The sequence below is a fragment of the Prevotella sp. P2-180 genome, assembly GCF_002251435.1.
Classification (GTDB): domain Bacteria; phylum Bacteroidota; class Bacteroidia; order Bacteroidales; family Bacteroidaceae; genus Prevotella.
Genome location: NZ_NPJI01000014.1, coordinates 1 through 25,588, shown reverse-complemented (window position 1 = coordinate 25,588; position 25,588 = coordinate 1). Strand labels below are relative to the sequence as shown.

The 25,588-nt window shown below is 45.8% G+C and carries 21 protein-coding genes; 19 read left to right on the top strand and 2 right to left on the bottom strand.

Annotated features, from left to right (window positions below; genetic code table 11):
* Window positions 1–27: 27 nt before the first annotated feature.
* Window positions 28–753 carry a YebC/PmpR family DNA-binding transcriptional regulator gene (locus CIK98_RS02430; protein ID WP_094382697.1) on the top strand — a complete coding sequence of 242 codons (726 nt, stop codon included), beginning with the start codon at window positions 28–30 and terminating at the stop codon, window positions 751–753.
* Between the two features lie 21 nt (window positions 754–774).
* Here the strand turns inward: CIK98_RS02430 and CIK98_RS02425 are convergent, their stop codons facing one another.
* Complete coding sequence (locus CIK98_RS02425; RefSeq protein ID WP_253249616.1) at window positions 775–1,176, bottom strand: hypothetical protein; 402 nt, start codon at window positions 1,174–1,176, stop codon at window positions 775–777.
* A 265-nt stretch (window positions 1,177–1,441) separates the two neighbouring features.
* Between CIK98_RS02425 and lepA the strand changes: the two genes are divergently transcribed.
* Window positions 1,442–3,223, top strand: coding sequence for a translation elongation factor 4 (lepA, locus tag CIK98_RS02415; protein WP_094382695.1), 1,782 nt, complete (start codon window positions 1,442–1,444; stop codon window positions 3,221–3,223).
* Window positions 3,224–3,293: 70 nt separating this feature from the next.
* On the top strand, window positions 3,294–3,893 hold the full coding sequence (locus CIK98_RS02410; RefSeq protein ID WP_094382694.1) for a Crp/Fnr family transcriptional regulator: 600 nt from the start codon (window positions 3,294–3,296) through the stop codon (window positions 3,891–3,893).
* A gap of 36 nt (window positions 3,894–3,929) precedes the next feature.
* Here the strand turns inward: CIK98_RS02410 and CIK98_RS02405 are convergent, their stop codons facing one another.
* Complete coding sequence (locus CIK98_RS02405) at window positions 3,930–5,180, bottom strand: glycosyl hydrolase 53 family protein (protein WP_094382693.1); 1,251 nt, start codon at window positions 5,178–5,180, stop codon at window positions 3,930–3,932.
* Between the two features lie 354 nt (window positions 5,181–5,534).
* Between CIK98_RS02405 and CIK98_RS02400 the strand changes: the two genes are divergently transcribed.
* The 16 genes from CIK98_RS02400 to CIK98_RS02320 all read left to right on the top strand — a co-directional run bounded on the left by CIK98_RS02400 (window position 5,535) and on the right by CIK98_RS02320 (window position 25,259).
* On the top strand, window positions 5,535–6,704 hold the full coding sequence (locus tag CIK98_RS02400) for an aldose epimerase family protein (protein ID WP_094382692.1): 1,170 nt from the start codon (window positions 5,535–5,537) through the stop codon (window positions 6,702–6,704).
* Between the two features lie 34 nt (window positions 6,705–6,738).
* The gene (locus CIK98_RS02395; protein ID WP_094382691.1) at window positions 6,739–8,463 is read left to right on the top strand and encodes a sodium:solute symporter; all 1,725 of its coding nucleotides are present in this window, start codon (window positions 6,739–6,741) and stop codon (window positions 8,461–8,463) included.
* A 196-nt stretch (window positions 8,464–8,659) separates the two neighbouring features.
* Window positions 8,660–9,337 carry an NUDIX domain-containing protein gene (locus CIK98_RS02390; RefSeq protein ID WP_094382690.1) on the top strand — a complete coding sequence of 226 codons (678 nt, stop codon included), beginning with the start codon at window positions 8,660–8,662 and terminating at the stop codon, window positions 9,335–9,337.
* A 28-nt stretch (window positions 9,338–9,365) separates the two neighbouring features.
* Window positions 9,366–10,070, top strand: coding sequence for an L-ribulose-5-phosphate 4-epimerase (locus tag CIK98_RS02385; RefSeq protein WP_094382689.1), 705 nt, complete (start codon window positions 9,366–9,368; stop codon window positions 10,068–10,070).
* Between the two features lie 43 nt (window positions 10,071–10,113).
* The gene (gene araA, locus CIK98_RS02380) at window positions 10,114–11,655 is read left to right on the top strand and encodes an L-arabinose isomerase (protein WP_094382688.1); all 1,542 of its coding nucleotides are present in this window, start codon (window positions 10,114–10,116) and stop codon (window positions 11,653–11,655) included.
* Between the two features lie 75 nt (window positions 11,656–11,730).
* On the top strand, window positions 11,731–13,323 hold the full coding sequence (locus tag CIK98_RS02375; RefSeq protein ID WP_094382687.1) for a xylulokinase: 1,593 nt from the start codon (window positions 11,731–11,733) through the stop codon (window positions 13,321–13,323).
* Window positions 13,324–13,375: 52 nt separating this feature from the next.
* Window positions 13,376–14,941 (top strand): alpha-N-arabinofuranosidase, encoded by a 1,566-nt coding sequence (locus CIK98_RS02370; RefSeq protein WP_094382686.1) that lies wholly within the window; start codon window positions 13,376–13,378, stop codon window positions 14,939–14,941.
* Between the two features lie 53 nt (window positions 14,942–14,994).
* Complete coding sequence (locus tag CIK98_RS02365; protein WP_094382685.1) at window positions 14,995–17,019, top strand: transketolase; 2,025 nt, start codon at window positions 14,995–14,997, stop codon at window positions 17,017–17,019.
* 1 nt (window position 17,020) lies between these two features.
* On the top strand, window positions 17,021–17,464 hold the full coding sequence (locus CIK98_RS02360) for an RpiB/LacA/LacB family sugar-phosphate isomerase (RefSeq protein WP_094382684.1): 444 nt from the start codon (window positions 17,021–17,023) through the stop codon (window positions 17,462–17,464).
* Window positions 17,465–18,360: 896 nt separating this feature from the next.
* Complete coding sequence (locus CIK98_RS18470; protein WP_094382683.1) at window positions 18,361–18,858, top strand: hypothetical protein; 498 nt, start codon at window positions 18,361–18,363, stop codon at window positions 18,856–18,858.
* A gap of 152 nt (window positions 18,859–19,010) precedes the next feature.
* Window positions 19,011–20,018 carry a virulence RhuM family protein gene (locus CIK98_RS02350; RefSeq protein WP_094382726.1) on the top strand — a complete coding sequence of 336 codons (1,008 nt, stop codon included), beginning with the start codon at window positions 19,011–19,013 and terminating at the stop codon, window positions 20,016–20,018.
* A gap of 786 nt (window positions 20,019–20,804) precedes the next feature.
* The gene (locus CIK98_RS02345) at window positions 20,805–22,310 is read left to right on the top strand and encodes an Ig-like domain-containing protein (RefSeq protein ID WP_094382682.1); all 1,506 of its coding nucleotides are present in this window, start codon (window positions 20,805–20,807) and stop codon (window positions 22,308–22,310) included.
* A gap of 55 nt (window positions 22,311–22,365) precedes the next feature.
* Window positions 22,366–23,514 (top strand): hypothetical protein, encoded by a 1,149-nt coding sequence (locus CIK98_RS02340; RefSeq protein ID WP_094382681.1) that lies wholly within the window; start codon window positions 22,366–22,368, stop codon window positions 23,512–23,514.
* Between the two features lie 7 nt (window positions 23,515–23,521).
* Window positions 23,522–23,674, top strand: a complete 153-nt coding sequence (locus tag CIK98_RS17875) for a hypothetical protein (RefSeq protein ID WP_172409783.1) — start codon at window positions 23,522–23,524, stop codon at window positions 23,672–23,674.
* Between the two features lie 119 nt (window positions 23,675–23,793).
* A complete protein-coding gene (locus CIK98_RS17870; protein ID WP_253249615.1) occupies window positions 23,794–24,603 on the top strand; it encodes a hypothetical protein in 810 nt (269 codons plus the stop codon).
* A gap of 44 nt (window positions 24,604–24,647) precedes the next feature.
* Entirely contained in the window at window positions 24,648–25,259 is a 612-nt protein-coding gene (locus CIK98_RS02320) for a hypothetical protein (protein WP_253249614.1), read from the top strand.
* Window positions 25,260–25,588: the final 329 nt, after the last annotated feature.

The window sequence follows — 25,588 nt, the reverse complement described above, 5'->3', positions numbered from 1 at the left end:
GAAATAATTTTAAAAAACAATAATCCAATGGGAAGAGCATTTGAATATCGTAAAGCTACGAAACTGAAAAGATGGGGTCACATGGCCCGCACGTTTACAAAAATCGGAAAGCAGATAGCCATCGCAGTAAAGGCAGGAGGTCCTGATCCAGAGAACAATCCTCATTTGCGTGCTGTCATCCAAACCGCAAAGCGTGAGAACATGCCGCTCTCTAACGTGGAACGCGCTATCAAAAACGCAATGGGTAAGGACCAGAAGGACTTTAAGGAGGTGACATACGAGGGATATGGTCCTCACGGAGTGGCCATCTTCGTTGATGCGGCTACCGATAACAATACCCGCACGGTTGCAAATGTGCGTGCTGTCTTCAACAAGTTCAGCGGAAACCTCGGAACCCAAGGCTCACTGTCATTCCTCTTCGACCACAAGTGTGTATTCACCTTTAAAAAGAAGGACGGCGTAGACATGGACGAATTAATCCTTGAACTCATCGACCTTGGCGTAGACGATGAATATGACTATGACGAAGAGGCTAACGAGGTGACAATTTACGGTGAGCCTACCAGCTTCAGCGAGATACAGAAATATCTTGAGGGCAACGGCTTTGAGGTGACAGGCGCCGAGTTCACCCGCATTCCTAACGACCTGAAGGAAGTCACTCCCGAGCAGCGCGAGAGCATCGACAAGATGGTAGATCTCCTGGAGGACGACGAGGACGTACAGAATGTGTATACAAATATGAAGCCGGAGTAGAAGAGGAGTGAGGATTTTTCCTCACTCTTTTTTTTGAGAATACTCCTTTTTCGTCACCACCACATCAGCAAGCGGTTTCTTTGTAGAGGCAGACCAATAGGTATAGTGGAAGTTGTAGCCAGCCTCTTTGTATGCGCGGATGGAAGTGGAGTTGCGCACTTCATCGACGAGGAGCTTGCGAGGGTTCAACTTGTCAATAACATCCTTGTTGTCTGACAAACCTCTGAACGTGTAGTAGTAGTGAAGGGTGAGTGAGGACCGTTCAAACACAAGACTGTCGATGGTGACACCGTCTGTGACCTTAACAGGGCACTTCTTCTCGTTAAATTCCTTCGCCTCCCTTGCACAACGTTCTTCCAGCGACTCCTGACACGAGGAAGCAATCACGGCTAATGTCGCCAATGTAAATATCATTTTTTTCATCGTAATTATAATTTTTTGAGCCGATAACCATATCGGTGGGTTTCTTTTTCCGACTGCAAAATTACTTCATTTTTTTCAATTTCCATACCCTTAATCTATATTATCTTGACCTATATCATGATGAAAAAAGGGATTTTTCTGACGTTTAATCTTTTTTAACCGTGATTTACACCCCATAAACATCATATTTAACAAAAAAATAGTCAAAATAATTTTGATATGTGGACTTTTATCATTAATTTTGCACACCCAAAGAGCTACACGAATGGAGAAAATTAGAAACTTTTGCATCATCGCACATATTGATCATGGCAAGTCGACTCTTGCTGACCGTCTACTGGAGTTTACAAATACTATTCAGGTGACTGAAGGGCAAATGCTGGACGACATGGACCTCGAACGCGAAAGAGGTATAACCATCAAGAGTCATGCCATACAGATGGAATATACACATAACGGAGAAAAATATATCCTGAATCTCATTGATACTCCTGGACATGTCGACTTTTCATATGAGGTGTCAAGAAGTATTGCGGCCTGTGAAGGCGCATTGCTTGTAGTCGACGCCACTCAGGGAGTACAGGCGCAGACTATTTCTAATCTTTATATGGCTATAGACCATAACCTGGAGATAATACCAGTAATAAACAAAATTGACATGCCAAGCGCAATGCCTGACGAAGTGGAAGATGAAATTATTGACCTTATAGGTTGCGACAGAAGCGACATACTAAGGGCAAGCGGCAAAACCGGTGAGGGAGTAGAAGAAGTGCTCAATGCAGTGGTGGAAAGAATTCCTCATCCGGAGGGTGACAAGGATAAACCTCTTCAGGCACTCATTTTCGACTCAGTGTTTAACTCCTTCAGAGGTATCATTGCATACTTCAAGATCGAGAACGGAACAATAAGACAGGGTGATAAAGTGAAGTTTTACAACACTGGAATGGAATACGTAGCCGACGAGGTGGGTGTGCTAAAAATGGACATGATACCGAGAAAGGAACTCTCAACTGGCGACGTTGGATACATTATTAGCGGTATAAAGGACAGCAAGGAAGTGAAGGTGGGAGATACCATCACTCATGTGGCAAAACCATGCACGGATGCCATATCCGGATTCCAGGAGGTGAAACCGATGGTGTTTGCAGGTGTTTATCCCATTGATCCTTCAGAATACGAAAACCTTAGGGCTTCGCTGGAGAAACTGCAACTCAACGATGCATCGCTCACATTCTCACCAGAGTCGTCGATAGCGCTCGGTTTCGGATTCAGATGCGGATTCCTCGGACTGCTCCACATGGAAATCGTTCAGGAGCGTCTTGACCGTGAGTTCAACATGGACGTCATCACTACAGTGCCTAACGTATCGTATCTCTGTTACGACAAGCAGGGCAACGTGAAAGAGGTGCACAACCCTTCCGGACTGCCAGAACAGACACTCATCGACCATATTGAGGAACCATATATACGAGCCACTATCATTACAGCCACCGACTATATCGGTCCGATAATGACTCTATGTCTCGATAAGCGAGGAGAACTGATAGACCAGCAGTATGTTAGCGGAAATAGGGTGGAGCTGCACTTTATGCTGCCACTGGGCGAGATAGTCATCGACTTCTACGACAAACTGAAGAGCATTTCCAAAGGATATGCCTCGTTTGACTATCATATAGACTGCTTCAGACCATCGAAACTTGCAAAACTCGACATTCTGCTTAATGGTGAACCTGTAGATGCTCTCTCTACACTCACACACCAGGACAATGCTGTGACATTCGGACGAAGGATGTGTGAAAAACTGAAGGAACTCATCCCAAGACAGCAGTTCGATATTGCAATACAGGCGGCCATCGGAGCAAAAATCATTGCACGTGAGACTATCAAGTGCGTAAGAAAGGATGTGACGGCAAAATGTTACGGTGGCGACGTAAGCCGAAAGAGAAAACTACTTGAGAAACAGAAGAAAGGAAAGAAGAGGATGAAGCAAATAGGAAATGTGGAAGTGCCGCAAAAGGCATTCCTTGCTGTGCTAAAACTCGATTAAGAGTGTCTTCTCTTTTTTATTACTATTCATTAATAACCACAAAAAACCTAATTTAGGAGGATTAAAACCTATGGCAAATTTAGCGTTGACCACAAGAGATGTGGCAAGAGAACTGGCAAGGCGATACAGCACGATGACTCACGATGAGCTAGACGTGCTGGAGAGCATACTACGTCCGATGAAGTTTGCAAAAAACGAAAAGATACTAAACGAGGGCGAGACATGCGAGAATATCTACTGGGTAGCAAAGGGGCTCGTCAGACAGTTTTATTATAAGAACGGTAAGGAGCTTACGGAGCACATGGCTGTGGAAAACAGCATCATCATGTGTATCGAGAGTCTCTTCAAGGAGGAACCTACTCGACTGCAGATTATGGCATTGGAGCCTACTGTGGTGTATGCCATGCCGAGAAAGCTGCTTGAGCAGGTGGCCATGAAGAGTGTGAACATCCAGATTCTATACAGAAAGATATTGGAGGAGTCGCTCATCGATAGTCAGATATATGCGGACATGCTGCGTTTCGAAACGGCTCAGGACAGATATGCAAAATTTGTAAAACTGCAACCGCAACTTGTATTGCGTGCCCCGTTGGTATATATTGCCAACCTCTTGCAGATGACACCCGAGACACTTAGCCGAGTACGTACGTCGGCATTGCTCGACAGGTAGTTAAGGAGTTAAGGAATTAACTCCTTAACTCTTTTTTTACTCTTTTCCCACTACAAGCTTTTTGCCTTTTCTGAAATAAAGGCCAGGCTTTGTGGGCTTTTCTCCAACTGGTTGACCGGCAGCATTATACCATGGACCGCGTGTCTCTTCCTCTTCAATCTTTATTCCTCCTACTGACGAAGAGCCTTGCAGGAAGTCCTTTAGACTGCTCATGGCTGCCAATGGCTTGCCGGTGTTACTGTCGATGAGTGGGGCGTACCACCAGTCATCCATTTTGGTTGTTGCCCAAGGATACGCATTGTAATCCATCCACCACCATAGCAGTCCGTTCACCTTCTCGTGCTTGTTGAGCATGGTGATGAGTTCGTCGGTAAACTGCTTTTGGCCAGCCTCGGTAGCAGGGTATGTGGCGTATAGATTGTAGTCGCCTTTGTATTCCCAAGAATAACCATATCCAGTTTCCACTATCATGATATTCTTGTCCGCGTATCTGCTTTCAAGGGTTTTGATGGCAGTCTCAAGTGTGGCAATGGTGTTGTGCCATATGGGATAGTAGCTAAGTCCGATGATGTCATAGTCTACATTGTCGCTCTTCATGCGGTCGTAGAAGTTTGTAAGCACGTTAGTCTGTGCGGCACGCTCGGTATGGATAATGATTTTCGCAGACGGACATACTTCGCGGCAAGCCTTGCCGGCATTCTTCAGCAATGTCGTGAAGCGGCTCCAGTTGGCGCTACTGCCTAAAAAGCATTTCTTCAGGCTACTGCTACCTTCCTTTCCCCACAGCATACCATAGCTAATCTCGTTGCCGGTTTGAATGAATTCAGGTTCCGCTCCGGCTGCCTTCATCTGTTCAAGGGCATCCTTGGTGTATTCATAAATCTTAGTGTAGAGCTGGTCATCGGTGAGTGTCTCCCATTGTTTCGGAGTCCACTGTTTTGCCGGGTCTGCCCATGTGTCGGAGTAGTGGAAGTCAAGCATGAGTTTGAATCCCTTGTCCTTAATGCGCTTACCCAACTCCTTGACGTATTCAAGGTCTTGGCAAGCCCATGGGTCGTTGTTGGCGTAGTCAGATGGTTTGACGAAAAGTCTAACTCGCATGATGTTCATCTCCTCCGACTTGAAAATATCAAGCGGGTCGCTCACAGTCTTGCCGTTCTTGTCGAGGAAAGTCGGGTTGAACGTCTCGTTTCTTGTTAGTGCCGATATGTCGCCTCCAATATATTTTTGTGCGTTGGCTGCCACAGTGGCCATAAATAAAGCTAAAAAAGTAGATATAAATTTCATAACATTTGTTGTTAATTAGTTGTCGCTTGCAAATTTAAGTCTTTTTTCTAAATCACACAAGTTTTTTCTAAAAAAAATCTATCAATGCTGAAGAATTCTCTGTTGAGCTTACACCTTATTATATATATATAAAGAGGGAAGAGGGTAGAGGGAAGAGGGTGGAGGGAAGACCTTGTAAAAAAGTGTTAATTAAGGATGAAAATGGCTCTTGATATAGGTCAAAATGGCACTTAAGGTGTAAAATTTACACTTTAAATAAAAAAAAACGGCAAAATTGTTTGTTATTTCAAAAAATGTTTGTAATTTAGCGCACAAATTAAGAACAATCTTTGAATAACAACTAAAAACAAGCTCATGAAGAGAAAGATTAAGGCATCTATCTTTGGTGTTGGAATGCTTGCAATAGCAGCAGCCAGTTGCACCTCAGGACAGCAGACAGCCGAGACCGTTTCAGGTCTGAATCCTGCTAAGTTTGATTCAACAATCAATGGTAAGAAAACCGCGTTGTACACATTGGCCAACAAAAATGGAATGGAAGTGTGCATAACCAATTTCGGCGCACGCGTAGTGTCGTTGGTTGTACCCGACAAGAACGGAAACCCCACTGACGTGGTACTTGGCTATGACAACATCGCGCAGTATGCTGACCTTGAAAACTCACCAAGCGATTTCGGTTCGTCTGTAGGCCGTTATGCCAACCGCATCAACCAAGGAAAGATTACTGTTGACGGAAAAGAGTACCAATTGCCACAGAACAATTTCGGCCACTGCCTCCACGGCGGACCTACAGGCTGGATGTATCAGGTTTATGATGCAGAGCAGCCAAACGACTCTACACTGAAGTTCACCATTGTTTCACCCGATGGCGACAACAACTTCCCCGGTACCGTGACAGCTACCACAACTTATACACTTTTGAGCAACAATACCCTCGACATCACTTGGGAAGCTACAACCGATAAGGAGACAATCATCAACCAGACAAATCACAGCTATTTCAACCTCAACGGCGATCCTTCTAATCCTGGCATGAACATGGTGCTCTATGTTAATGCAGACAACTACACTCCAGCCGACTCTACATACATGACAACAGGCGAGATAGCACCAGTAGAAGGAACACCGATGGACTTCCGCAAGCCACATGCCATTGAGGAAACCATTGTAGATACAACATTCCAGCAAATAAAGAACGCTTCAGGCTACGACCACAACTGGTGTCTCAATACCTATAAGGATGGTAAGGGTGACGACACACAGGTATGTGCATCGCTTTATTCTCCCGTTACCGGCATATTCCTTGAGATGTACACCAACGAGCCTGGCGTACAGGTATATACCGGCAACTTCCAAGGCACAGGCATCAGCTGCAAACACGGTATCAAATATCCTAAGCAGGTATCTGTTTGCCTCGAAAGCCAAAAATACCCCGACTCGCCAAACAAGAAAGACTGGCCACAGCCATACTTGAAGCCAGGCGAGAAATATTATAGCCACTGCGCTTACAAATTCTCAATAAAATAACAGACTACAAACTTAATCAAATAATTAAAAAACTATGAATTGGAATTCAACAGAATTTATATGGCTTGACTGGATAGTGCTCGCTATAGGTGTACTTGGCGTGGTATGGGCAGTATGGAGAGCCATCGTGAAAGACAGAAAGGCTCAGGCGGGCGAGGATTCTTCTGCCTATCTCTTCGGTAAGGGCGAGCCATGGTATGTAATCGGTATGGCTATCTTCGCAGCCAATATCGGAAGTGAACACCTCGTAGGTCTAGCCGGTACTGGAGCGAAGAGTGGTGTGGGAATGGCCCACTGGGAGATGCAGGGATGGATGATCCTTATACTCGGTTGGTTGTTCGTGCCGTTCTACCAGCTTCTTATCAACAAGATGGGCAAGATTATCACCATGCCCGACTTCCTGAAGTTCCGTTACACACAGCGCACAGGTTCATGGCTTTCTATCATCACCCTCGTGGCTTATATCCTTACTAAGGTGAGTGTGACTGCCCTTACAGGTGGTATTTTCTTCGAATATCTTTGGGGCTTGAACTTCTGGGCTGGCGCTATCGGACTTATTATCCTCACAACTATCTTCACCGTGTTTGGTGGTATGAAGGGTGTGATGACACTTTCCACTATACAGACTCCTATCCTCGTCATTGGTTCATTCCTCGTTCTCTTCCTCGGTCTTGCCACTCTCGGTGGCGGCAGCATAGGTGAAGGCTGGACAAGCATGATGAACTATTGCAACCAGCTGAACAATGGTTACGGTACAACCCATATGTTCCACTGGGAGGCTGGTGACAGCATGTATCAGGAGTATCCTGGATTTGTTGTGTTCCTCGGAGCCACCATCATCGGTTTCTGGTACTGGTGTACCGACCAGCACATCGTTCAACGTGTACTCGGTCAGGTTCCCGGCGAGAGCAACGAGGAGGTAATGAAGCGTGCCCGCCGCGGTACTATCGCAGCCGGTTTCTTTAAGGTCCTCCCTTGCTTTATGTTCCTTATCCCTGGTATGATTGCAGCTGCATTGGCAGAGCAAGGTTCCATAGAGATGCAGGAGACCGATGCCGCCTTCGCCATCATGGTGAAGAACGTACTTCCCGCTGGTATCAAGGGTATCGTGACCATCGGATTCATCTGTGCTCTCGTGGCTTCGCTTGCAGCCTTCTTCAATAGCTGCGCAACCCTCTTTACCGAAGACTTCTACAAGCCTCTCAAGAAGGGTATGAGCGAAGAGCATTACGTATTCGTTGGCCGCGTGGCGACAGTGATAGTTGTTGTGCTTGGTTTCGCTTGGTTGCCAATAATGATGAAGATGGATACACTCTACAACTATCTCCAGGGAATCCAGTCGTTGCTCGCACCTGCAATGGTAGCTGTGTTTGCAATGGGTATTTTCTCAAAGAAGATTACTCCTAAGTCTGGTGAGTACACCATGATAGTGGGCTTCCTTATCGGTATGCTCCGCCTTGTCACCAACGTCATCACCGACACTGGCAAGGCCACCATGGACGGAGCTTTCTGGGATGCCACAGCATGGTTCTGGCAGACCAACTGGCTGGTATTTGAGTGCTGGCTGCTCGTGTTCCTTTTGATATTCATGGTGGTAGTGAGCTGTTTCACTCCCGCTCCGAGCAAGGAACAGGTGGAGGCTATCACCTTTACTGCCGACTTCAAGAAGTCTATCCGTGAGAGTTGGGGATTGTTTGATATCGTAGGTACTCTCCTTGTTATCGGACTTTGCGCAGCCTTCTACGCATACTTCTGGTAATATTTTTCGATTGTCACTCAACTTTAGCGAATAATCGGAAGTAAAAGATATTAAAGGGTTTAAGGAAGTTAAAGGCAATTGTCTTAAGCCTTGATAACTACTTCGTACTTAGAGAAGTGCAAAGACAGTTGTCTTTAACTCCTTGAACTTAGCCGAAAATAGTTTCAACAAATACAAAATTAAACCAAATAGATAGATGACACAATTCTATCAACAATATCCGAAAGTTCTGGTCGCTGTAGACTGTATCATCTTCGGTTTCGACGAAGGCCAGTTGCGAATACTCGTGGGCAAACGAAAGATGGACCCGGGGCGCGGCGAATGGTCTTTGTATGGTGGCTTTGTCAATACAGACGAAAGCATCGACGAGGCAGCCAACCGTGTTATACTTGAACTGACTGGACTTCGTAACCTTTACATACGCCAGGTCGGCGCTTTCGGAAGAGTCGACCGCGACCCGGGCGAAAGGGTCATCTCCATAGCCTATTACGCACTCATCAACGTAAAGGACTATGACAAGGCACTGAGAGAGCAGCACAACCTGGAATGGGTAAACATACAGGATATGCCCACACTCTACTCCGACCATAACGAAATGGTGAGACGTGCGAGAAAGATGATGAGACAAAAGATTTCCAGCGAGCCCATAGGTTTCAACCTCCTACCAAACCTCTTCACACTCACACAGCTACAGAAACTCTACGAGGCTGTGATGGGAGAGGAAGTCGACAAGAGAAATTTCCGTAAGAGAATAAAAGAAATGGACTTCATAGAGAAGACCGAACTCATAGACAAGGAAAACTCTAAGCGCGGCGCTTCGCTCTACCGCTTCAACAAAAGGGTTTATAAGGACGGCCCTTACTTTAAACTTTGACAACAATAACAATCAAATACAAACAATTATGTTAGAAGAACTGAAAGAAAAAGTGTTCAAGGCCAACCTTGATTTGGTGAAACACAATCTCGTGATATTCACATGGGGCAACGTCTCCGGTATCGACCGCGAAAAAGGCCTCGTAGTAATAAAGCCTTCAGGCGTGAGCTATGACAATATGAAGGCATCAGACATGGTGGTCGTTGACCTCGAGACCGGCAAGGTGGTGGAAGGAGACCTCAATCCCTCATCCGACACACCTACCCATCTTGTGCTCTACCGCACATTCCCTGAAATAGGCGGTGTGGTACACACTCACTCCACTTACGCCACCGCATGGGCACAGGCCGGCAAGGACATTCCAAACATCGGAACAACACATGCCGACTATTTCCACGACGACATACCCTGCACCGACTCGATGACTGAGGAAGAGGTGAAAGGTGACTATGAACTCGAGACTGGTAATGTAATCGTGAAACGCATCAAGGCAGGCAACATCAATCCTGTACACACTCCGGGTGTGCTTGTGAAAAACCATGGTCCGTTCTCTTGGGGCAAGGATGCCGACAATGCCGTATACAATGCCGTTGTGATGGAGCAAGTGGCAAAGATGGCGTTCGTGTCGTTTGCCGTAAACCCAGGCACTACCATGAACCCACTGCTCGTTGAGAAGCACTTCAGCAGAAAGCACGGTCCTAATGCTTACTACGGACAGAAGAAAAAGCAATAATATTTCAAACAATCATAATTACTAATTAAAAAACATAATTACTATGGTAAAAGCATTTGAGAATTACGAAGTTTGGTTCGTAACTGGCGCACAGCTCCTCTATGGAGGCGACGCCGTTGTAGCAGTTGACAGTCATTCAAAGGAAATGGTGGCAGGACTCAACGAGTCTGGTCGCCTGCCTATCAAGGTAGTATATAAAGGTACAGCCAACTCTTCGGCTGAGGTAGAGGCCATCATGAAGGCTTCTAACAACGACGAGAAATGTGTGGGTATCATCACATGGATGCACACCTTCTCGCCAGCAAAGATGTGGATAAAGGGTCTGCAGGCTCTGAAGAAGCCTCTGCTCCACTTCCATACACAGTATAACGCCGACCTCCCATGGGACACTATCGATATGGACTTCATGAACCTCAACCAGTCGGCTCACGGCGACATCGAGTTTGGTCATATCTGCACCCGCATGCGTGTTCCACGTAAGGTTGTTGTTGGCCACTGGAAGAGCCCTGAGGCTCAGGAGAGAATTGCCGTATGGTCGCGTGTGGCTGCCGCAGTGGCTGACGCCCACAACTGCCGCTGTCTGATGTTCGGTATGAACATGAACAACGTGGCTGTTACCGACGGTGACCGTGTAGAGTTTGAGCAGCGTCTAGGCTACCATGTTGACTACTATCCAGTGTCAAACCTCATGGAGTACTGGAAGCAGGTTTCCGACGAGGAGGCACAGGCTCTCGTTGAGGAGTATAAGAAGGAATACACCATAAAGATTGACGAGTCGGGCGAAGAGGTATATTGGGAGAAGGTGCTCCATGCCGCCAAGGCAGAGATTGCCCTACGTCGCGTATTGAAGGAAGAGGGCGCCACAGCCTTCACTACCAACTTCGATGACCTTGGTGAGGCAGACATCCACGACCCGAACTTCATCGGTTTCGACCAGATACCAGGTCTCGCCTCTCAGCGCCTCATGGCCGAGGGTATTGGTTTTGGTGCCGAGGGTGACTGGAAGACAGCATGTCTCTACCGTTCTCTGTGGGTTATGAACCAAGGTATGGAGAAGGGCTGTTCGTTCCTCGAGGACTACACCCTCAACTTCGCTCCTGACTGCACATCCAGCCTCCAGAGCCACATGCTCGAGGTTTGTCCGCTCATCGCTGTCAACAAGCCCACCCTTGAGGTACACTTCCTTGGCATCGGTATCCGTAAGGAGCAGACTGCACGCCTCGTGTTCACTTCGAAGACTGGTCGTGGTATCAAGGCTACTGTTGTAGACCTTGGTAACCGTTTCCGTCTCATCACCTCTGAAGTAGAGTGCATCGAGCCAAAGCCAATGCCTAAGCTCCCTGTTGCTTCTGCCCTTTGGGTTCCGCAGCCATCGTTCGAGATTGGTGCCAGCGCATGGATTCTCGCCGGTGGTACTCACCACAGCGCCTTCTCTTACGACATCACTGCCGAATACTGGGAAGACTTTGCCGAGATGCTCGACATCGAGTGCATCAACATCGACAAGGACACCACTACCAGCGGATTCAAGACCCAGCTCCGCAACAACGAGGTTTACTACATGTTGAACAAGGCGTTTAAGTAATATTTTTTTAGGGGGAAGTTATGGTGAGGAGTTAAATAACTCCCCATTATAACTCCCAAACAAAATATAGAAGATATGACCGCAAAAGAAACTATTCAGCAGGGTAAAGCCATTCTCGGTATCGAGTTTGGCTCAACCCGCATCAAGGCTGTTCTCGTAGATCAGGAGAACAACCCGATAGCACAGGGAAGTCACGAGTGGGAAAACCAACTCGTTGACGGACTGTGGACATACAGTGTGGAAGCTATATGGTATGGACTTCAGGACTGTTATGCTGACCTCCGTAAGGATGTAATGGCAAAGTACGACTGCGAAATAGAAATCCTTGCCGCCATCGGCTTCTCTGCCATGATGCACGGCTACATGGCTTTCAACAAGCAACAGAACATTCTCGTGCCTTTCCGCACCTGGCGTAACACCAATACCGCAAAGGCTGCAGCAGAACTGTCTGAACTGTTTGTTTATAACATACCTTTGCGCTGGAGCATCTCACATCTCTACCAGTGCATACTCGACAACGAGGAGCATGTGACCGACATCGATTTCATCACCACACTCGCAGGATATATCCATTGGCAGGTTACAGGTGAGAAGGTACTTGGCATAGGCGACGCTTCAGGTATGCTGCCCATCGACCCGCAGACCCGCGACTACTCTGCAGAGATGGTTGCCAAGTTTGACAAACTCGTAGAACCAAAAGGATTCTCATGGAAGCTGCTCGACATACTGCCACAGGTAAAACTGGCAGGAGAAAGCGCTGGCTTCCTCACTGCCGAGGGTGCAAAGAAACTTGACATCTCCGGACATCTGAAACCTGGTATACCCGTATGTCCTCCTGAAGGCGACGCTGGAACTGGAATGGTGGCCACCAATGCCGTTAAGCAGCGCACAGGCAATGTGTCGGCCGGTACATCTTCGTTCTCGATGATAGTATTGGAGAAAGACCTCACAAAGCCTTACGAGATGATTGATATGGTGACTACTCCTGACGGATCGCTCGTGGCAATGGTTCACTGCAACAACTGTACCAGCGACCTGAACGCCTGGGTAAATCTCTTTAAGGAATATCAGCAACTGCTTGGAATTCCTGTAGATATGAACGAAGTGTTTGGTAAACTCTATAACAATGCCCTGACTGGCGACGCTGACTGTGGCGGACTTATTGCCTACAACTACATCTCAGGCGAACCTGTAACCGGCCTGGCAGAGGGACGCCCAATGTTCGTGCGCTCAGCCAACGACAAGTTCAACCTTGCAAACTTCATGCGTGCCAACCTCTACGCTTCAGTAGGAGTGCTTAAGATAGGTAACGACATCCTTTTCAACGATGAGCATGTAAAGGTAGACCGCATCACAGGCCATGGAGGTCTTTTCAAGACAAAGGGTGTTGGTCAGCGTGTGCTTGCGGCAGCCATCAACTCTCCAATCTCAGTAATGGAGACAGCAGGCGAGGGTGGTGCATGGGGTATTGCACTGCTTGCCTCGTTCCTTGTGAATAACCCGGAGGCAAAGACACTTGCAGGATGGCTCGAGGACTGCGTCTTCGCCGGCAACACCGGAGAGGAGATAGCGCCTACCGCAGAAGATGTTGAAGGTTTCAACAAGTGGATTGAAAACTACAAGCGTGGTCTTGCCATCGAGCAGGCTGCGGTCAACAACAAGGCTTAAGAGGGTTTGTTGTTGGGATTAAAAATTAAAGAATTAAAGTTCATTTGAACGTATGAAAAGAATATTCACAGCTATCACCATTGCCGCATTCTCAATGACGGCAATGGCTGACAACGCCAAGGTTACAGTACACGTAAACCAAGGCTCCCAGAAAATCCATAAGGAGATTTATGGACAGTTTGCTGAGCACCTCGGATCCTGCATCTACGGCGGACTGTGGGTTGGAGAAAACTCTCAGATACCCAATATCAATGGTTATCGTAAGGATGTATTCGAAGCTCTGAAGGCACTTCAGATTCCTGTTCTTCGTTGGCCTGGAGGCTGCTTTGCCGACGAGTATCACTGGATGGACGGCATCGGACCAAAGGACAAGCGCCCCAAGATGCAGAACAACAACTGGGGTGGCACTATAGAAGACAACTCCTTTGGTACCCATGAGTTCCTCAACCTCTGCGAGATGCTTGGCTGCGAGCCTTATATCAGTGGCAACGTAGGTAGCGGCACCGTTGAGGAACTTGCCAAGTGGGTCGAGTACATGACAAGCGATGGCGACACTCCAATGGCTAAGCTCCGCCGACAGAATGGTCGTGACAAGGCATGGAAAGTGAAATTCCTCGGAGTTGGTAACGAAAGCTGGGGTTGTGGTGGTAATATGCGTCCTGAATACTATTCAGACCTCTATCGCCGTTATTCTGTATATTGCAGAAACTACGATGGCAATAATCTCTACAAGATTGCCAGTGGAGCCAGTGACTATGACTGGAACTGGACCAACGTGCTTATGGACCGTGTAGGTCATCGTATGAACGGTTTGTCTCTACATTATTATACTGTGACAGGATGGAGCGGAAGCAAGGGTGCTGCCACAAAGTTCACCGATGACGACTACTACTGGACCATCGGCAAGTGTCTAGAGATTGAGGATGTGGTGAACAAACATGCAGAAATCATGGACCGCAAAGACCCGAAAAAGCAGATTGGTCTGCTCGTGGATGAGTGGGGTACATGGTGGGATGAGGAACCGGGTACCATTCCAGGTCACCTCTACCAGCAGAACGCCATGCGCGACGCTTTCGTGGCTGCTCTCTCTCTCAACGTGTTCCACCGTCACTGCGACCGCGTGCGTATGGCAAACATCGCACAGGTGGTTAACGTGTTGCAGTCGATGATTCTCACCGACCAGAAGGGTACAGGACACATGGTGCTGACTCCAACCTACCACGTGTTTGAGATGTACAAGGGCTTCCAGGAGGCTACTTATCTCCCTCTCGATGTTCAGTGCACAACAAAGATGGCGCGCGGTGACAGTCATGCCAAGGATGGCCGCGAGATAAGCATGCTCTACTCTTCGGCAGCAAAGAAGGCCGACGGCAGCATCATCCTCTCGCTTTCTAACGTAAGCCTCACTGAACCACAGGAAGTGGAGATAACTCTTGAAGGTGCACAGGCAAAGGCTGTAAGCGGACGCATCCTCACCTGCGACAACGTGGCTGACTATAATGACTTTGAGAACCCCGACCGCATTCGTCCCGTTAACTTCAAGGACGCAAAGCTCAAGAAAGGTGTGCTCACTGTTAAGGTACCTGCACGTTCCATCGTGGTTCTTGACGTTAAATAGTAAATATTGTTGAACCAAATAATTATTTATACAAACTTAAATCAAAGAATAGTATGAATGACAAGAATCTTATGAACAAGGCAGCGGACAATATCCGTATTCTCGCTGCCTCAGCTGTAGAAAAGGCTAAGAGTGGTCACCCCGGTGGTGCCATGGGTGGTGCAGACTTCATCAACGTGCTCTATAGCGAGTACTTGAAGTATGACCCACAGAACCCTGAGTGGGTAGGTCGCGACCGTTTCTTCCTCGACCCAGGCCACATGGCTCCGATGCTTTATTCTCAGCTCACACTTATAGGTAAGTTCACACTCGATGAACTGGCACAGCTTCGTCAGTGGGGCTCACCCACCACTGGTCACCCAGAGTTTGAGATCGCACGTGGCATCGAGAACACCTCTGGTCCTCTCGGACAGGGTCATGTGTTTGCTGTTGGTGCAGCCATCGCAGCAAAGTTCCTTGCTGCACATACAGGCAACCCGACTTTCAGCAAGGAGACCATCTATGCATATATCTCAGACGGAGGTATTCAGGAGGAAATCTCACAGGGTGCAGCCCGCATAGCTTCTGTTCTTGGTCTCGACAACCTCATCATGTTCTACGACTGCAACGACATCCAGCTCTCTACAGAGACCAAGGAGGTTATGAATGAGGACACAGCCGCCAAGTATCGTGCACTTGGTTGGGAGGTATTCGAGATCAACGGTAACGATGTTGACCAGATTCGCGAGGCTCTCGACAAGGCAAAGCAGGTGGAAGGCAAGCCTGCCCTCATCATCGGTAAGTGTATCATGGGTAAGGGTGCCCTGAAGGCCGACGGCTCTTCTTACGAGGCAAACTGCAAGACCCACGGTGCTCCTCTCGGCGGCGACGCATACGTCAACACCGTCAAGAACCTCGGTGGTGATCCTGAGAACCCATTCCAGATCTTCCCCGAAGTACAGGAACTCTACGCAAAGCGTGCTGAGGAACTCAAGGGCATCTGCGCCGAGCGTTATGCAGAGGAGAAGGCTTGGGCTGACGCTAATCCTGAGAAGGCAGCCCAGCAGGCTGAGTGGTTCAGCGGCAAGGCTCCGAAGATTGACTGGAGCAAGTGCGTACAGAAGGACAACGACGCCACACGTAGCGCATCAGCTGCTTGTCTGAGCGTATTGGCACAGCAGGTACCAAACATGATCTGCGCATCTGCAGACCTTTCTAACTCCGACAAGACCGACGGATTCCTGAAGCAGACCAAGGCTCTCGTTAAGGGCGACTTTAGTGGTGCGTTCTTCCAGGCTGGTGTGGCCGAGCTCACCATGGCTTGCTGCTGCATAGGTATGGCTCTCCACGGTGGTGTCATCCCTGCTTGCGGTACCTTCTTCGTATTCTCTGACTATATGAAGCCAGCTGTCCGTATGGCAGCCCTGATGCAGTTGCCTGTTAAGTTCATCTGGACCCACGACGCATTCCGCGTAGGTGAAGACGGACCTACCCACGAGCCTGTTGAGCAGGAGGCACAGATCCGCTTGATGGAGAAACTGAAGAACCACGCCGGCAAGAACTCTTGCCTCGTGCTCCGTCCAGCCGACGCCAAGGAGACAACAGTGGCTTGGGCTATGGCAATGGAGAACACCGACACTCCAACAGCGCTCATCTTCAGCCGTCAGAACATCAACAACCTGCCTGAGGGCAACGACTACGAGCAGGCTCGCAAGGGTGGCTATGTAGTAGCTGGTTCTGACGAGAATCCTGACGTAGTGCTCGTGGCTACCGGTTCTGAGGTATCTACACTCGTCAGTGGTGCCGAGTTGCTCCGCAAGGACGGCGTTAAGGTTCGCATCGTGAGCGTTCCTTCTGAGGGTCTGTTCCGCACACAGAGTGCCGAATACCAGCAGAGCGTTGTTCCAGCAGGAGCCAAGGTGTTCGGTATGACCGCCGGTCTGCCCGTTAACCTTCAGGGCTTCCTCATTGGTGCCGCTCCTGAGTCAAAGATTTGGGGACTTGAGAGCTTCGGCTTCTCCGCTCCCTACAAGGTGCTTGACGAGAAACTCGGCTATACCGCAGAGAACGTTTACAACCAAGTAAAGGCAATGTTGTAATATGGAAGTAAAGACAGTAGGAGTAGCTTGCGACCACGCAGGTTTTGCTTTAAAGAAATATGTGCTCCAGTACCTTGAAGAGCATGGCTATGCCTACAAGGACTTCGGTACATACAGCGACCTTAGCTGCGATTATCCCGACTTCGGCCATGCCTTGGGCGAAGCTATCGAGAGCGGTGAGGTTTATCCTGGCATTGCCGTTTGCGGCAGTGGCGAGGGTATCAGTATCACGCTCAACAAGCACCAGGGAGTTCGCGCCGGACTCGCTTGGATTCCAGAGATAGCTCATCTCTGCCGTCAGCACAACGATGCTAACGTACTGGTTATGCCAGGCCGTTTCATCGACAATAAGACAGCTGGAGCAATCATGGACGAGTTCTTCAAGACCACTTTTGAAGGCGGTCGCCATCAGCGTCGTGTAGAGAAGATACCAGTAAGCAAGTAACCACTTGCTTTCCCATTTATACAACTCCCCCGTTCCTAATAAGGAGGTTCGGGGGAGTTTTTTATTTCACAACAATCTCTTTGTTTCGTTATGTTGTGGTGGTCAACCTTCAGAGTGAACAATGACATAGTTAAACTACAAACGCCTTGTATCACGGTCGTTCCATACTCGTTGAACACGAGTGTTCCATAGTTATGGAACGACCGTCTCAACAGTTATGGAACGACCGTGATATTCGAGTATCCAGTTGTCAACTGAACTTCCCAAACTCCACAACCATTCAAACCTCTTAACGTAACCTTATGTTCAGCCGACTGTCAGCTTACGACAGGCGACTGTCGTAACTATGGCAGGCGACTGTCATAAGAGTGACAGAGTGGACGAAGACGATTGGATTTGTTGGCTTATTCAAGTCTTAATTCTCTCGTATATAAGCCAGCTTCGCTAACACCTTACACTCTACATTATTTGCCAATTTCTCACTGATAATCAATATGTTGGCGAATGTAGGGTGACTCCCAGCCCTACATTAACCCTACATTAACCCTACATTAACCCTACATTAACCCTACATTCACCTTACATCAAGCCGAAGAAGCGCCGAAAATGCGAAAATGCAAGCCGAAAAAACGCCGAAAATGCGATAATGTAGGGCGAATGTAGGGTGAATGTATGGTTAGAGCATACCCTACATTCTACAACTTATTGAAACAGTGGGACTTAACCCCCAATAATGTAGAGTGTAGGGTTGTAGCGACATCCATGCCTGAATGTAAGCGTAGCCACGTAGTGCAAACTTCTATTGCCTCAATATTTCCTTTCTATCAAAAAAACCGCGAAAAGTTTGGCGTTTTGATTGTTTTTATTTACTTTTGCATCATAAAATAACAATAGCTATGAGCAATAGTTTTATAACAAATAAGAACAAATACCTGTCAGACATTATCAATGGCATCCTCCCCAAAACAAATGCAGTTGATTTTCTTGTCGGATACTTCTATTGTTCTGGTTACAAACAATTGTCAGACCAACTAAAAGACAAGCATGTCAGGATTTTGGTTGGTTTGGACATTGATATCAAAATGACAACCTCTCTGTTTAAGAGCGATGTACAGGAACGGAATGACAAGGAACTCGTCAATGCCGTAGCCAAGATAAAGGCTCTGTTGAAGTCAAACATACTGCCCAAAGATTATCTGTGCGACCTTATCACTGTAATCAAGGCAGATGCCCTCTCAGGATATGAAATTCATACCATCAATCAGCTGACATTGAAAGATGCAGCATCGCTTCCTCAGAAGATTACGCCGGAATATATCGCACGCATCGTCTCGTCGCAAAACAAAGTTGATGATGGGGAAGAAACATTAATAATGAGTGAGGAACTTCAATAGAGTAAAGTATGCAAGAGAATAGGTCAATAAATGACAATAATATAAATTGTCCCAGATGCAATTCTCAGAATATACAATCTGAGGGATTACTGCATTTGTGCTTGGATTGCGGCTACAAGTGGGAAGACGCTACCGATGGTGATTTGGGCGAAATGGTTATCTACCAGTCGGACAAGGGCATAAGACTTGACGTGCGGCTTGAGAGTAATACAGTTTGGCTGAATATCGAGCAGATAGCCCAATTATTCAATAAGGGTAGAACTACAATAAGTGGTCATATTTCTAATATTTTCAAAGAAGGTGAACTCGAAGAAAAAGTGGTATGTCGGAATTTCCGACATACCACTCAACATGGCGCAATAGAGGGTAAAACACAATCGAAGGAGGTGAAGTATTATAACCTTGATGTCATCATTTCCGTAGGTTATCGTGTCAAATCAATTCAAGGCACACGCTTCAGACAATGGGCCACGCAACGGCTACATGAATATATTGTGAAAGGATATGCCATGGATGACGAGCGGTTGAAAAACCTTGGTGGCGGTAGCTATTGGAAGGAACTGCTCGACCGCATCAGGGACATACGTTCGTCAGAAAAGGTGCTTTATCGTCAAGTTCTTGATATTTATTCCACCAGTGTTGACTATGACCCTCGTACAGAAGCATCCCGATTGTTCTTCAAGATAGTCCAAAACAAGTTGCATTATGCAGCCCATGGACATACAGCTGCCGAGGTGATTTACGAGCGTGCCGATGCCGACAAACCGTTTATGGGCTTAATGTCATTCAAGGGAGAACTTCCTTGTTTGAATGATATTAAGATTGCCAAAAATTATTTGGATGAAAAAGAGATAAAGATACTCAACAACATCGTCTCAGGTTACTTCGACTTCGCGGAGATTATGGCGTTGGAGCATAAGCCTGTGTATATGATGGACTATGTAAAGCAGCTTGATTCCATCCTGATGTCAACAGGTCGTCCCTTGCTTCAAGGAACTGGCAGTGTCAGTCATGAAGAGACAATGGAAAAGGCCCTTGCTGAGTATCGTAAATACCAGGTCAAGACCCTCTCGCCTGTGGAACAGGCATATCTTGACAGCATCAAGATGCTTGGCAAGAAGGGGAAAGGAAACATGAGGGACAATAACAATCAAGAATAATTCGGAGGACTGCATCATGAGAAGATACTTCGAAATGGAAACGAACGAAGGAACCTGTCCCCATGATCCGTCATGATCCCTTCCGCAAAGGACTCCACTTTATGGTGTTTGCTGCAAGGATTTTGGCTTGTAGAAACCATACATTTCGACGAAGGCGTCACCTTTTTTGTCCCTGAAGTCCCTAATAAGCTCTTCTGTAGAAACCATAATTCACCATTTATTGTAGATAAATCAATAATCAGTAACCATCAATCAAGACAAGATCATGGTTGCCTATCCTTTTAATGTTGCCCAAAGGTTGTTAAACAATGTTTATTTAGTTGAATTTTTCTTTTATTCTATTGTTTATATGATATTTTTATTTATATTTGCATGTTGAAAATGACAGCCAACGATAAGGCGGTCGTTCAAATGGTGATATAAACTTAGTATTAACTGGTCTTAGACGGATATGCCGACAAAGACCCCAAAACAATAAATGCCGATGACGTAGTACTGATAGTGCGACATAAAGATTTATAAAACAGAGCGTTAACTCTTGTTTCTTTTGGTTGAGAATCTGGACAATTCACAGCGAAGAAAAGAACAAAGGTTTAATGCCCTGCACCGAATAGGTGTAGGGTCTTGACTATGTTCTTTCTTCGATGGGCAGTCCAGAGCCTTCAACCAGAGGATAGATGTCAACCCTATGCCTCTTTTTTTATTTCTTTCGCAACCTTCCTTTTTTCAATCACATTATTTTATAACGTCTCTTGAGGGTTGGAGGCAACAAATTCTTATTCATTTATGAAGAAAGCAATTGTACTATTATTGTTTGTTTACATCCACACATTAGCTTATGCGTTGGAAGGATGGGAAGTGTCAGACAAAACGATAAACATTACGGCTACGGTGGGCAGATCTTTTGTCATTGACCCAGCTGAGGGATTAGGATTGCCTGCATCACGGATTGAGTTTGAATCTTCTAAAACAGTGACTCCAACGGATGCCAATGGAAGTGTAGTCATTACAACTAATACCGTTGGTTGCACTGTCAGGTCTGGATGTCATTATAATGTTTATACAATAACGCCTACTCAAACTGGGACATTTACAATGGCGCTGAAAATGTTATATTGTTATCATCCTTCTTTGGGTATGACGTATAATTCTCATGCTACAGTTACATATATAGTAAAGATTGTTGATTTGACGAACATTTCGTTACCACAGTCTATTGACTTGTATGTTGGAGACGAATATACCTTCAATCCAATAATATCTTCCCCTGAAGCATACGCAGGTTTGACTTGGCAAAGTGCAGATCCTTCAGTTGTCACAGTCGATGAAGAGGGCAATGTGAAAGCCGTCGGTTTAGGAACAACAACTATCACTTGTTCGGCGTTCAATGGTGTAACATCACAGAGCCAGATTACAGTGAAGCCAACTTTAGTATCTGGCATTACGCTGAACCAAAGCGAATGTACAATGGCAATAGAAGACAATTTGCTGCTTACGGCAAGTGTTGCTCCTGAGAATGCTACTGACAAATCAGTGTCATGGTCGAGCTCAAATGAAGACATTGCCGTTGTTGATGAGAATGGTTTAGTGACCGCTGTTTCTACTGGCACTTGTACAATCAAAGCCACTGCAAATGATGGCAGCGGAAAAACATCAAGCTGCAAGATAATGGTAATGAGAAACGACAGATTGACTTTGAAGGACATGGCTTTATGCGCTGGTGGATATGACGTTCTTCATGTAGGGTTAAAGAATGAAGATAACATTTACGGATTCCAATTCGACTTGGCATTGCCCGAAGGTATTTCCGTGTCTGAGGACGAGAATGGAAAACTATTTGCCAGCCTTGCCGATTGTGCATCTACACATACAATTTCTGCAAGCAAGGTTTCCGATGGCCTATATCGTTTCGTAGTAGTGTCCCTATCGGGGAAGAGCATTTCGCCACAAGATAGCGAAATAATGAGCATAGCGGTAAAAACAACCGATGAAATCCCTAATGGACAATACGACATTACATTGAAATCCATAGGCTTAACAGTGAAAAACGGCAGTGACTTTGAAGAACTCCATCCGCTTGATAAGAAAGCCACTCTAACCATTGCCCCCGTTGTCCCTGGCGATGTCAATGGTGACTCAAGTATAAGCGTGACTGACGTTATTAGCATTATAAGTTATGTATTGGAGGAAAGACCAAACAAATTTCTGACTCCTGCAGCTGACTTGAATGATGATGGCAACATTACAGTAACAGATGCAATATCAGTCATAGATAAAATATTAGGAAAATAACAATAAAAGAAATATGTATATGAAAAGGATTCATCTTTTTATCATTGCGTTCTTTATGATGATAGGGAACGTGTTTGCAGAGAACAAGTTGAGTGTCAACGATGTTGTAATTCCATTAGGCGACAAGACTGCAATTGAAATAAAATGCGATTTCGAGTCACAATTCAAGGGTTATCAATTTGACATAGAACTTGCCGATGGAGTGTCGCTCGAGCTTGATGAGGCGGGAAAACCCATTGGAGAAAATGGTTTCAATACCGACCACATTGTTTCAAGCTCAAAAGTGTCAGGCAACAAGTATCGCTTTGTTGTGGTTTCACTTAGCGGTCAACTTCTGCCTCTCAGTGGAACCGTATTAAGGGCATATGCCACAATAGACGAGGCTACAACAATTGGAAGCACATTTACTGGTAAGATTACAGCCATCGAGTTTACAACGAATGAGACGGAACCGTATTATTTCGACGACATTCCTTTTACGCTGAGCATTGGCGAACCTATGGATACAAGGGTTGTGCTTGACGAGGAGTCGAGCGTATTACCAGCAACAGTTAGTGGTGTGGATGTAAGAGTGAAACGAACAATCAAGGCAAACACGTGGAGTTCCATTGTATTACCATTTTCAATGTCCAATGAGCAGGTTAAGGCAGCTTTTGGAGATGACGTTGAAGTTGCTAAATTTACAGGTTGGGAAGAAACGGAAGATGATGGCATATCAGTAGGTTTCTTGGAGGTAAACGAAATCGAAGCTAATATACCTTATATAATAAAGGTGTCATCTCTAATTACCGAATTTGTTGCGGACGCAGTGGATATTCAGGCGGACGAAGATCCATGTGTAACAGTAGGTAAAAACAGTAAAGGTACATTTGGTTCATTTACAGGAAGTTATGTGCCTATTACAATAGAAGAGGAAAATCTGTTCCTCAGTGACAATAAGTTTTGGTATTCTACAGGTTTGACACATATGAAAGGCTATAGGGCTTACTTCTATTTCCAAACCGTTTTGGATAGTTACAATACTCAAAAGGCTGCACCTATGAGTTTAAGCATAACATTCAACGACGGTAATGTCACTCGCATTGATTCCCTGGATGCCGATATCAATATTGACAATAGCACCTTTAATTTGAAGGGAATGAAAGTTGATGGTTCGGCTAAAGGCATGATAATTAAAAGTGGAAAGAAATATTTACAAAAATAACAAGGTTATGAAAAACGAAAACAAAAAGCAGTACAAATCTCCAAGAATTAAGGTTTTCAACATCGAACGTCAAGCCATTTTGGCTGGCAGTGGAGTTGAAAGTAACGGTCGTGTAGGCTTTGGCGGCACAGACCAGGATGGTGACTTGGAAGTAGATTAGGTTATGACAGTGGGACAGTTGAGTGTCCTGTTTTGCTTAGTATCTTCCTACAATTGCATGGAATTGGTTTAAGGGCAGCGACAAATAGCGGTCGCTGCCTTTCGTTTTGGCAGAAAATCGTGGAAAAGTTTGGAGGAATGATGGAAATGCAGTATATTTGCAGAAAATTCTCAATATTAAATTATATGTGGAGATATGGAAGAAAAATTATCGGCAATATATTTAAGAAACGGCGAGAATGCGTTGGCTTATGTGCAGAGCTTGAATGTCGGAGTGAGGCAGATTGCGACCGACGCGATATTGGAGTGTTTGAGATTGGGCTATCCTCTGAACAATATGGAGATTACGAGCAAGGCACGGGAAATTCAGCGTATGAGAATGAGAGCGCGCGCTTAATTGACATTGCTAAAAACAACGGACGATTTATTACGAAAAGCCAAATTGAATCATTTGGTGATAGAAAGAGATTGCCATCAGGTGAAAGTGTCGTGTATTTTGATGGGAAGAATTCATGTGTATATAAAGTTCGTAATCCCTTTGCAAAATCTCATTTGAAACGACTACATGCCCATGATGTTATCTTTGAACATCTTGTCCATAACATATTATTTCCAAATACTCGATATTCGTTGGTTGGTATAGGAGAAGAAAATGGTGAGGTAAGACTTGTATTTAGACAGCCTTATATTTCAGATAAATATCCCGTGCCATCAATAGATAGAATTGAATCGTATCTTCAGAACGGCTTAGGTTTGAAGAAAGAAAATAAGTACTATTATGGCAACGAGTGGTTGGCGGTGACGGATGTTTCTAATGAGGGCGATAATGTTTTGGCTGACGATGAGTGTTTGTATTTTATTGATCCAATAATAATGCTTAAACATCCAGCAAAAGAGGTTTTAAATCATTATTATAGTTTACTAAGTTAGTTTTTATGAGCAGATAAGACGATTTATATAAGGCAATTGAGACAATGCGGCGTGAGCATCTTTCAACGGCTGACCTTGAGGCAAAGGTAAGCCTTGCGGAAGAAGAAATAATAAAGAATGAGATTCTTCCTGTTTTGAAACAGAACATAGAACCGGCACTGCAGCCAGTGAAGCGGGAACTTGTGCTTGTGGTTGACTATGTGCCAGGCAATCCTCTCAGTGTGCATCTCAGCCGTAAGCGTAACTTCGCGGCGGATATACCAGATGCCAAGGAGATTGTGATTGACCCAGAGGTGACTCATTCAAAACATTTCCGCACAGAAACTCAAACACAGCGTGGTCCTGCAACAGACTTGACGGTGCGTTTTCCTAATGGTGAGGTAATCGCTGAAAAGAAAGCTGCCGACACTTTTGAGAAAGCAGTAAAGAAAATTGGCACTGACAGAGTGCGTCAAGTGGTGGAGCAGCTTAACCTGAAGTTCTGTAAGGTGCCTGTAATCTCCAACCGCCGTGATGAGAAATATGGCAGTTCGCAAAGACCTCTTGGAGGTGGTTGGTTACTGATAACCCATAGCAATAACAAAATGAAGAAACAGTTTCTCGATAAAGTTTCCAAAGAACTTAACTTGGGATTGGTTGTTGAAATAAAGAAATAGGGTTATGCAGATATTACTTTGGTCGATATTCCTCGTGATTATGTGGAATTGGATTGTAGGGAAGAGGGAAAAGTGAATCTTTCCGAAATCCATTTGACATGTGATGCTCGGGGTTATTGGATGGAGTTGAGAGAAACCAAATTATTTCAAATAATCTGGGAAAAGTTTGGAGGTATGGAAAATAGTTTGTATCTTTGCTCCAAAAAAATGGAAAGAATATGGAAGCTACAGCATTTTCACCGTATCAAATGAAGATCATTGGACTGATGGAACATGTAAAGTCTGATGAGCAGATGAAGGAGATAGGAAATCTTCTTTCTGACTATTTT

Coding starts and splice junctions, on each gene's coding strand:
- CIK98_RS02375 (WP_094382687.1), top strand. CDS start 11,731: ATGACCGCAAAAGAAACTATTCAGCAGGGTAAAGCCATTCTCGGTATC.
- CIK98_RS17875 (WP_172409783.1), top strand. CDS start 23,522: ATGAAAAACGAAAACAAAAAGCAGTACAAATCTCCAAGAATTAAGGTT.
- CIK98_RS02390 (WP_094382690.1), top strand. CDS start 8,660: ATGACACAATTCTATCAACAATATCCGAAAGTTCTGGTCGCTGTAGAC.
- araA (WP_094382688.1), top strand. CDS start 10,114: ATGGTAAAAGCATTTGAGAATTACGAAGTTTGGTTCGTAACTGGCGCA.
- CIK98_RS02360 (WP_094382684.1), top strand. CDS start 17,021: ATGGAAGTAAAGACAGTAGGAGTAGCTTGCGACCACGCAGGTTTTGCT.
- CIK98_RS18470 (WP_094382683.1), top strand. CDS start 18,361: ATGAGCAATAGTTTTATAACAAATAAGAACAAATACCTGTCAGACATT.
- CIK98_RS02340 (WP_094382681.1), top strand. CDS start 22,366: ATGATGATAGGGAACGTGTTTGCAGAGAACAAGTTGAGTGTCAACGAT.
- CIK98_RS02395 (WP_094382691.1), top strand. CDS start 6,739: ATGAATTGGAATTCAACAGAATTTATATGGCTTGACTGGATAGTGCTC.
- CIK98_RS02385 (WP_094382689.1), top strand. CDS start 9,366: ATGTTAGAAGAACTGAAAGAAAAAGTGTTCAAGGCCAACCTTGATTTG.
- CIK98_RS02345 (WP_094382682.1), top strand. CDS start 20,805: ATGAAGAAAGCAATTGTACTATTATTGTTTGTTTACATCCACACATTA.
- CIK98_RS02370 (WP_094382686.1), top strand. CDS start 13,376: ATGAAAAGAATATTCACAGCTATCACCATTGCCGCATTCTCAATGACG.
- lepA (WP_094382695.1), top strand. CDS start 1,442: ATGGAGAAAATTAGAAACTTTTGCATCATCGCACATATTGATCATGGC.
- CIK98_RS02320 (WP_253249614.1), top strand. CDS start 24,648: ATGCGGCGTGAGCATCTTTCAACGGCTGACCTTGAGGCAAAGGTAAGC.
- CIK98_RS02405 (WP_094382693.1), bottom strand. CDS start 5,180: ATGAAATTTATATCTACTTTTTTAGCTTTATTTATGGCCACTGTGGCA.
- CIK98_RS02350 (WP_094382726.1), top strand. CDS start 19,011: ATGGTTATCTACCAGTCGGACAAGGGCATAAGACTTGACGTGCGGCTT.
- CIK98_RS02410 (WP_094382694.1), top strand. CDS start 3,294: ATGGCAAATTTAGCGTTGACCACAAGAGATGTGGCAAGAGAACTGGCA.
- CIK98_RS02400 (WP_094382692.1), top strand. CDS start 5,535: ATGAAGAGAAAGATTAAGGCATCTATCTTTGGTGTTGGAATGCTTGCA.
- CIK98_RS02365 (WP_094382685.1), top strand. CDS start 14,995: ATGAATGACAAGAATCTTATGAACAAGGCAGCGGACAATATCCGTATT.
- CIK98_RS02425 (WP_253249616.1), bottom strand. CDS start 1,176: ATGAAAAAAATGATATTTACATTGGCGACATTAGCCGTGATTGCTTCC.
- CIK98_RS02430 (WP_094382697.1), top strand. CDS start 28: ATGGGAAGAGCATTTGAATATCGTAAAGCTACGAAACTGAAAAGATGG.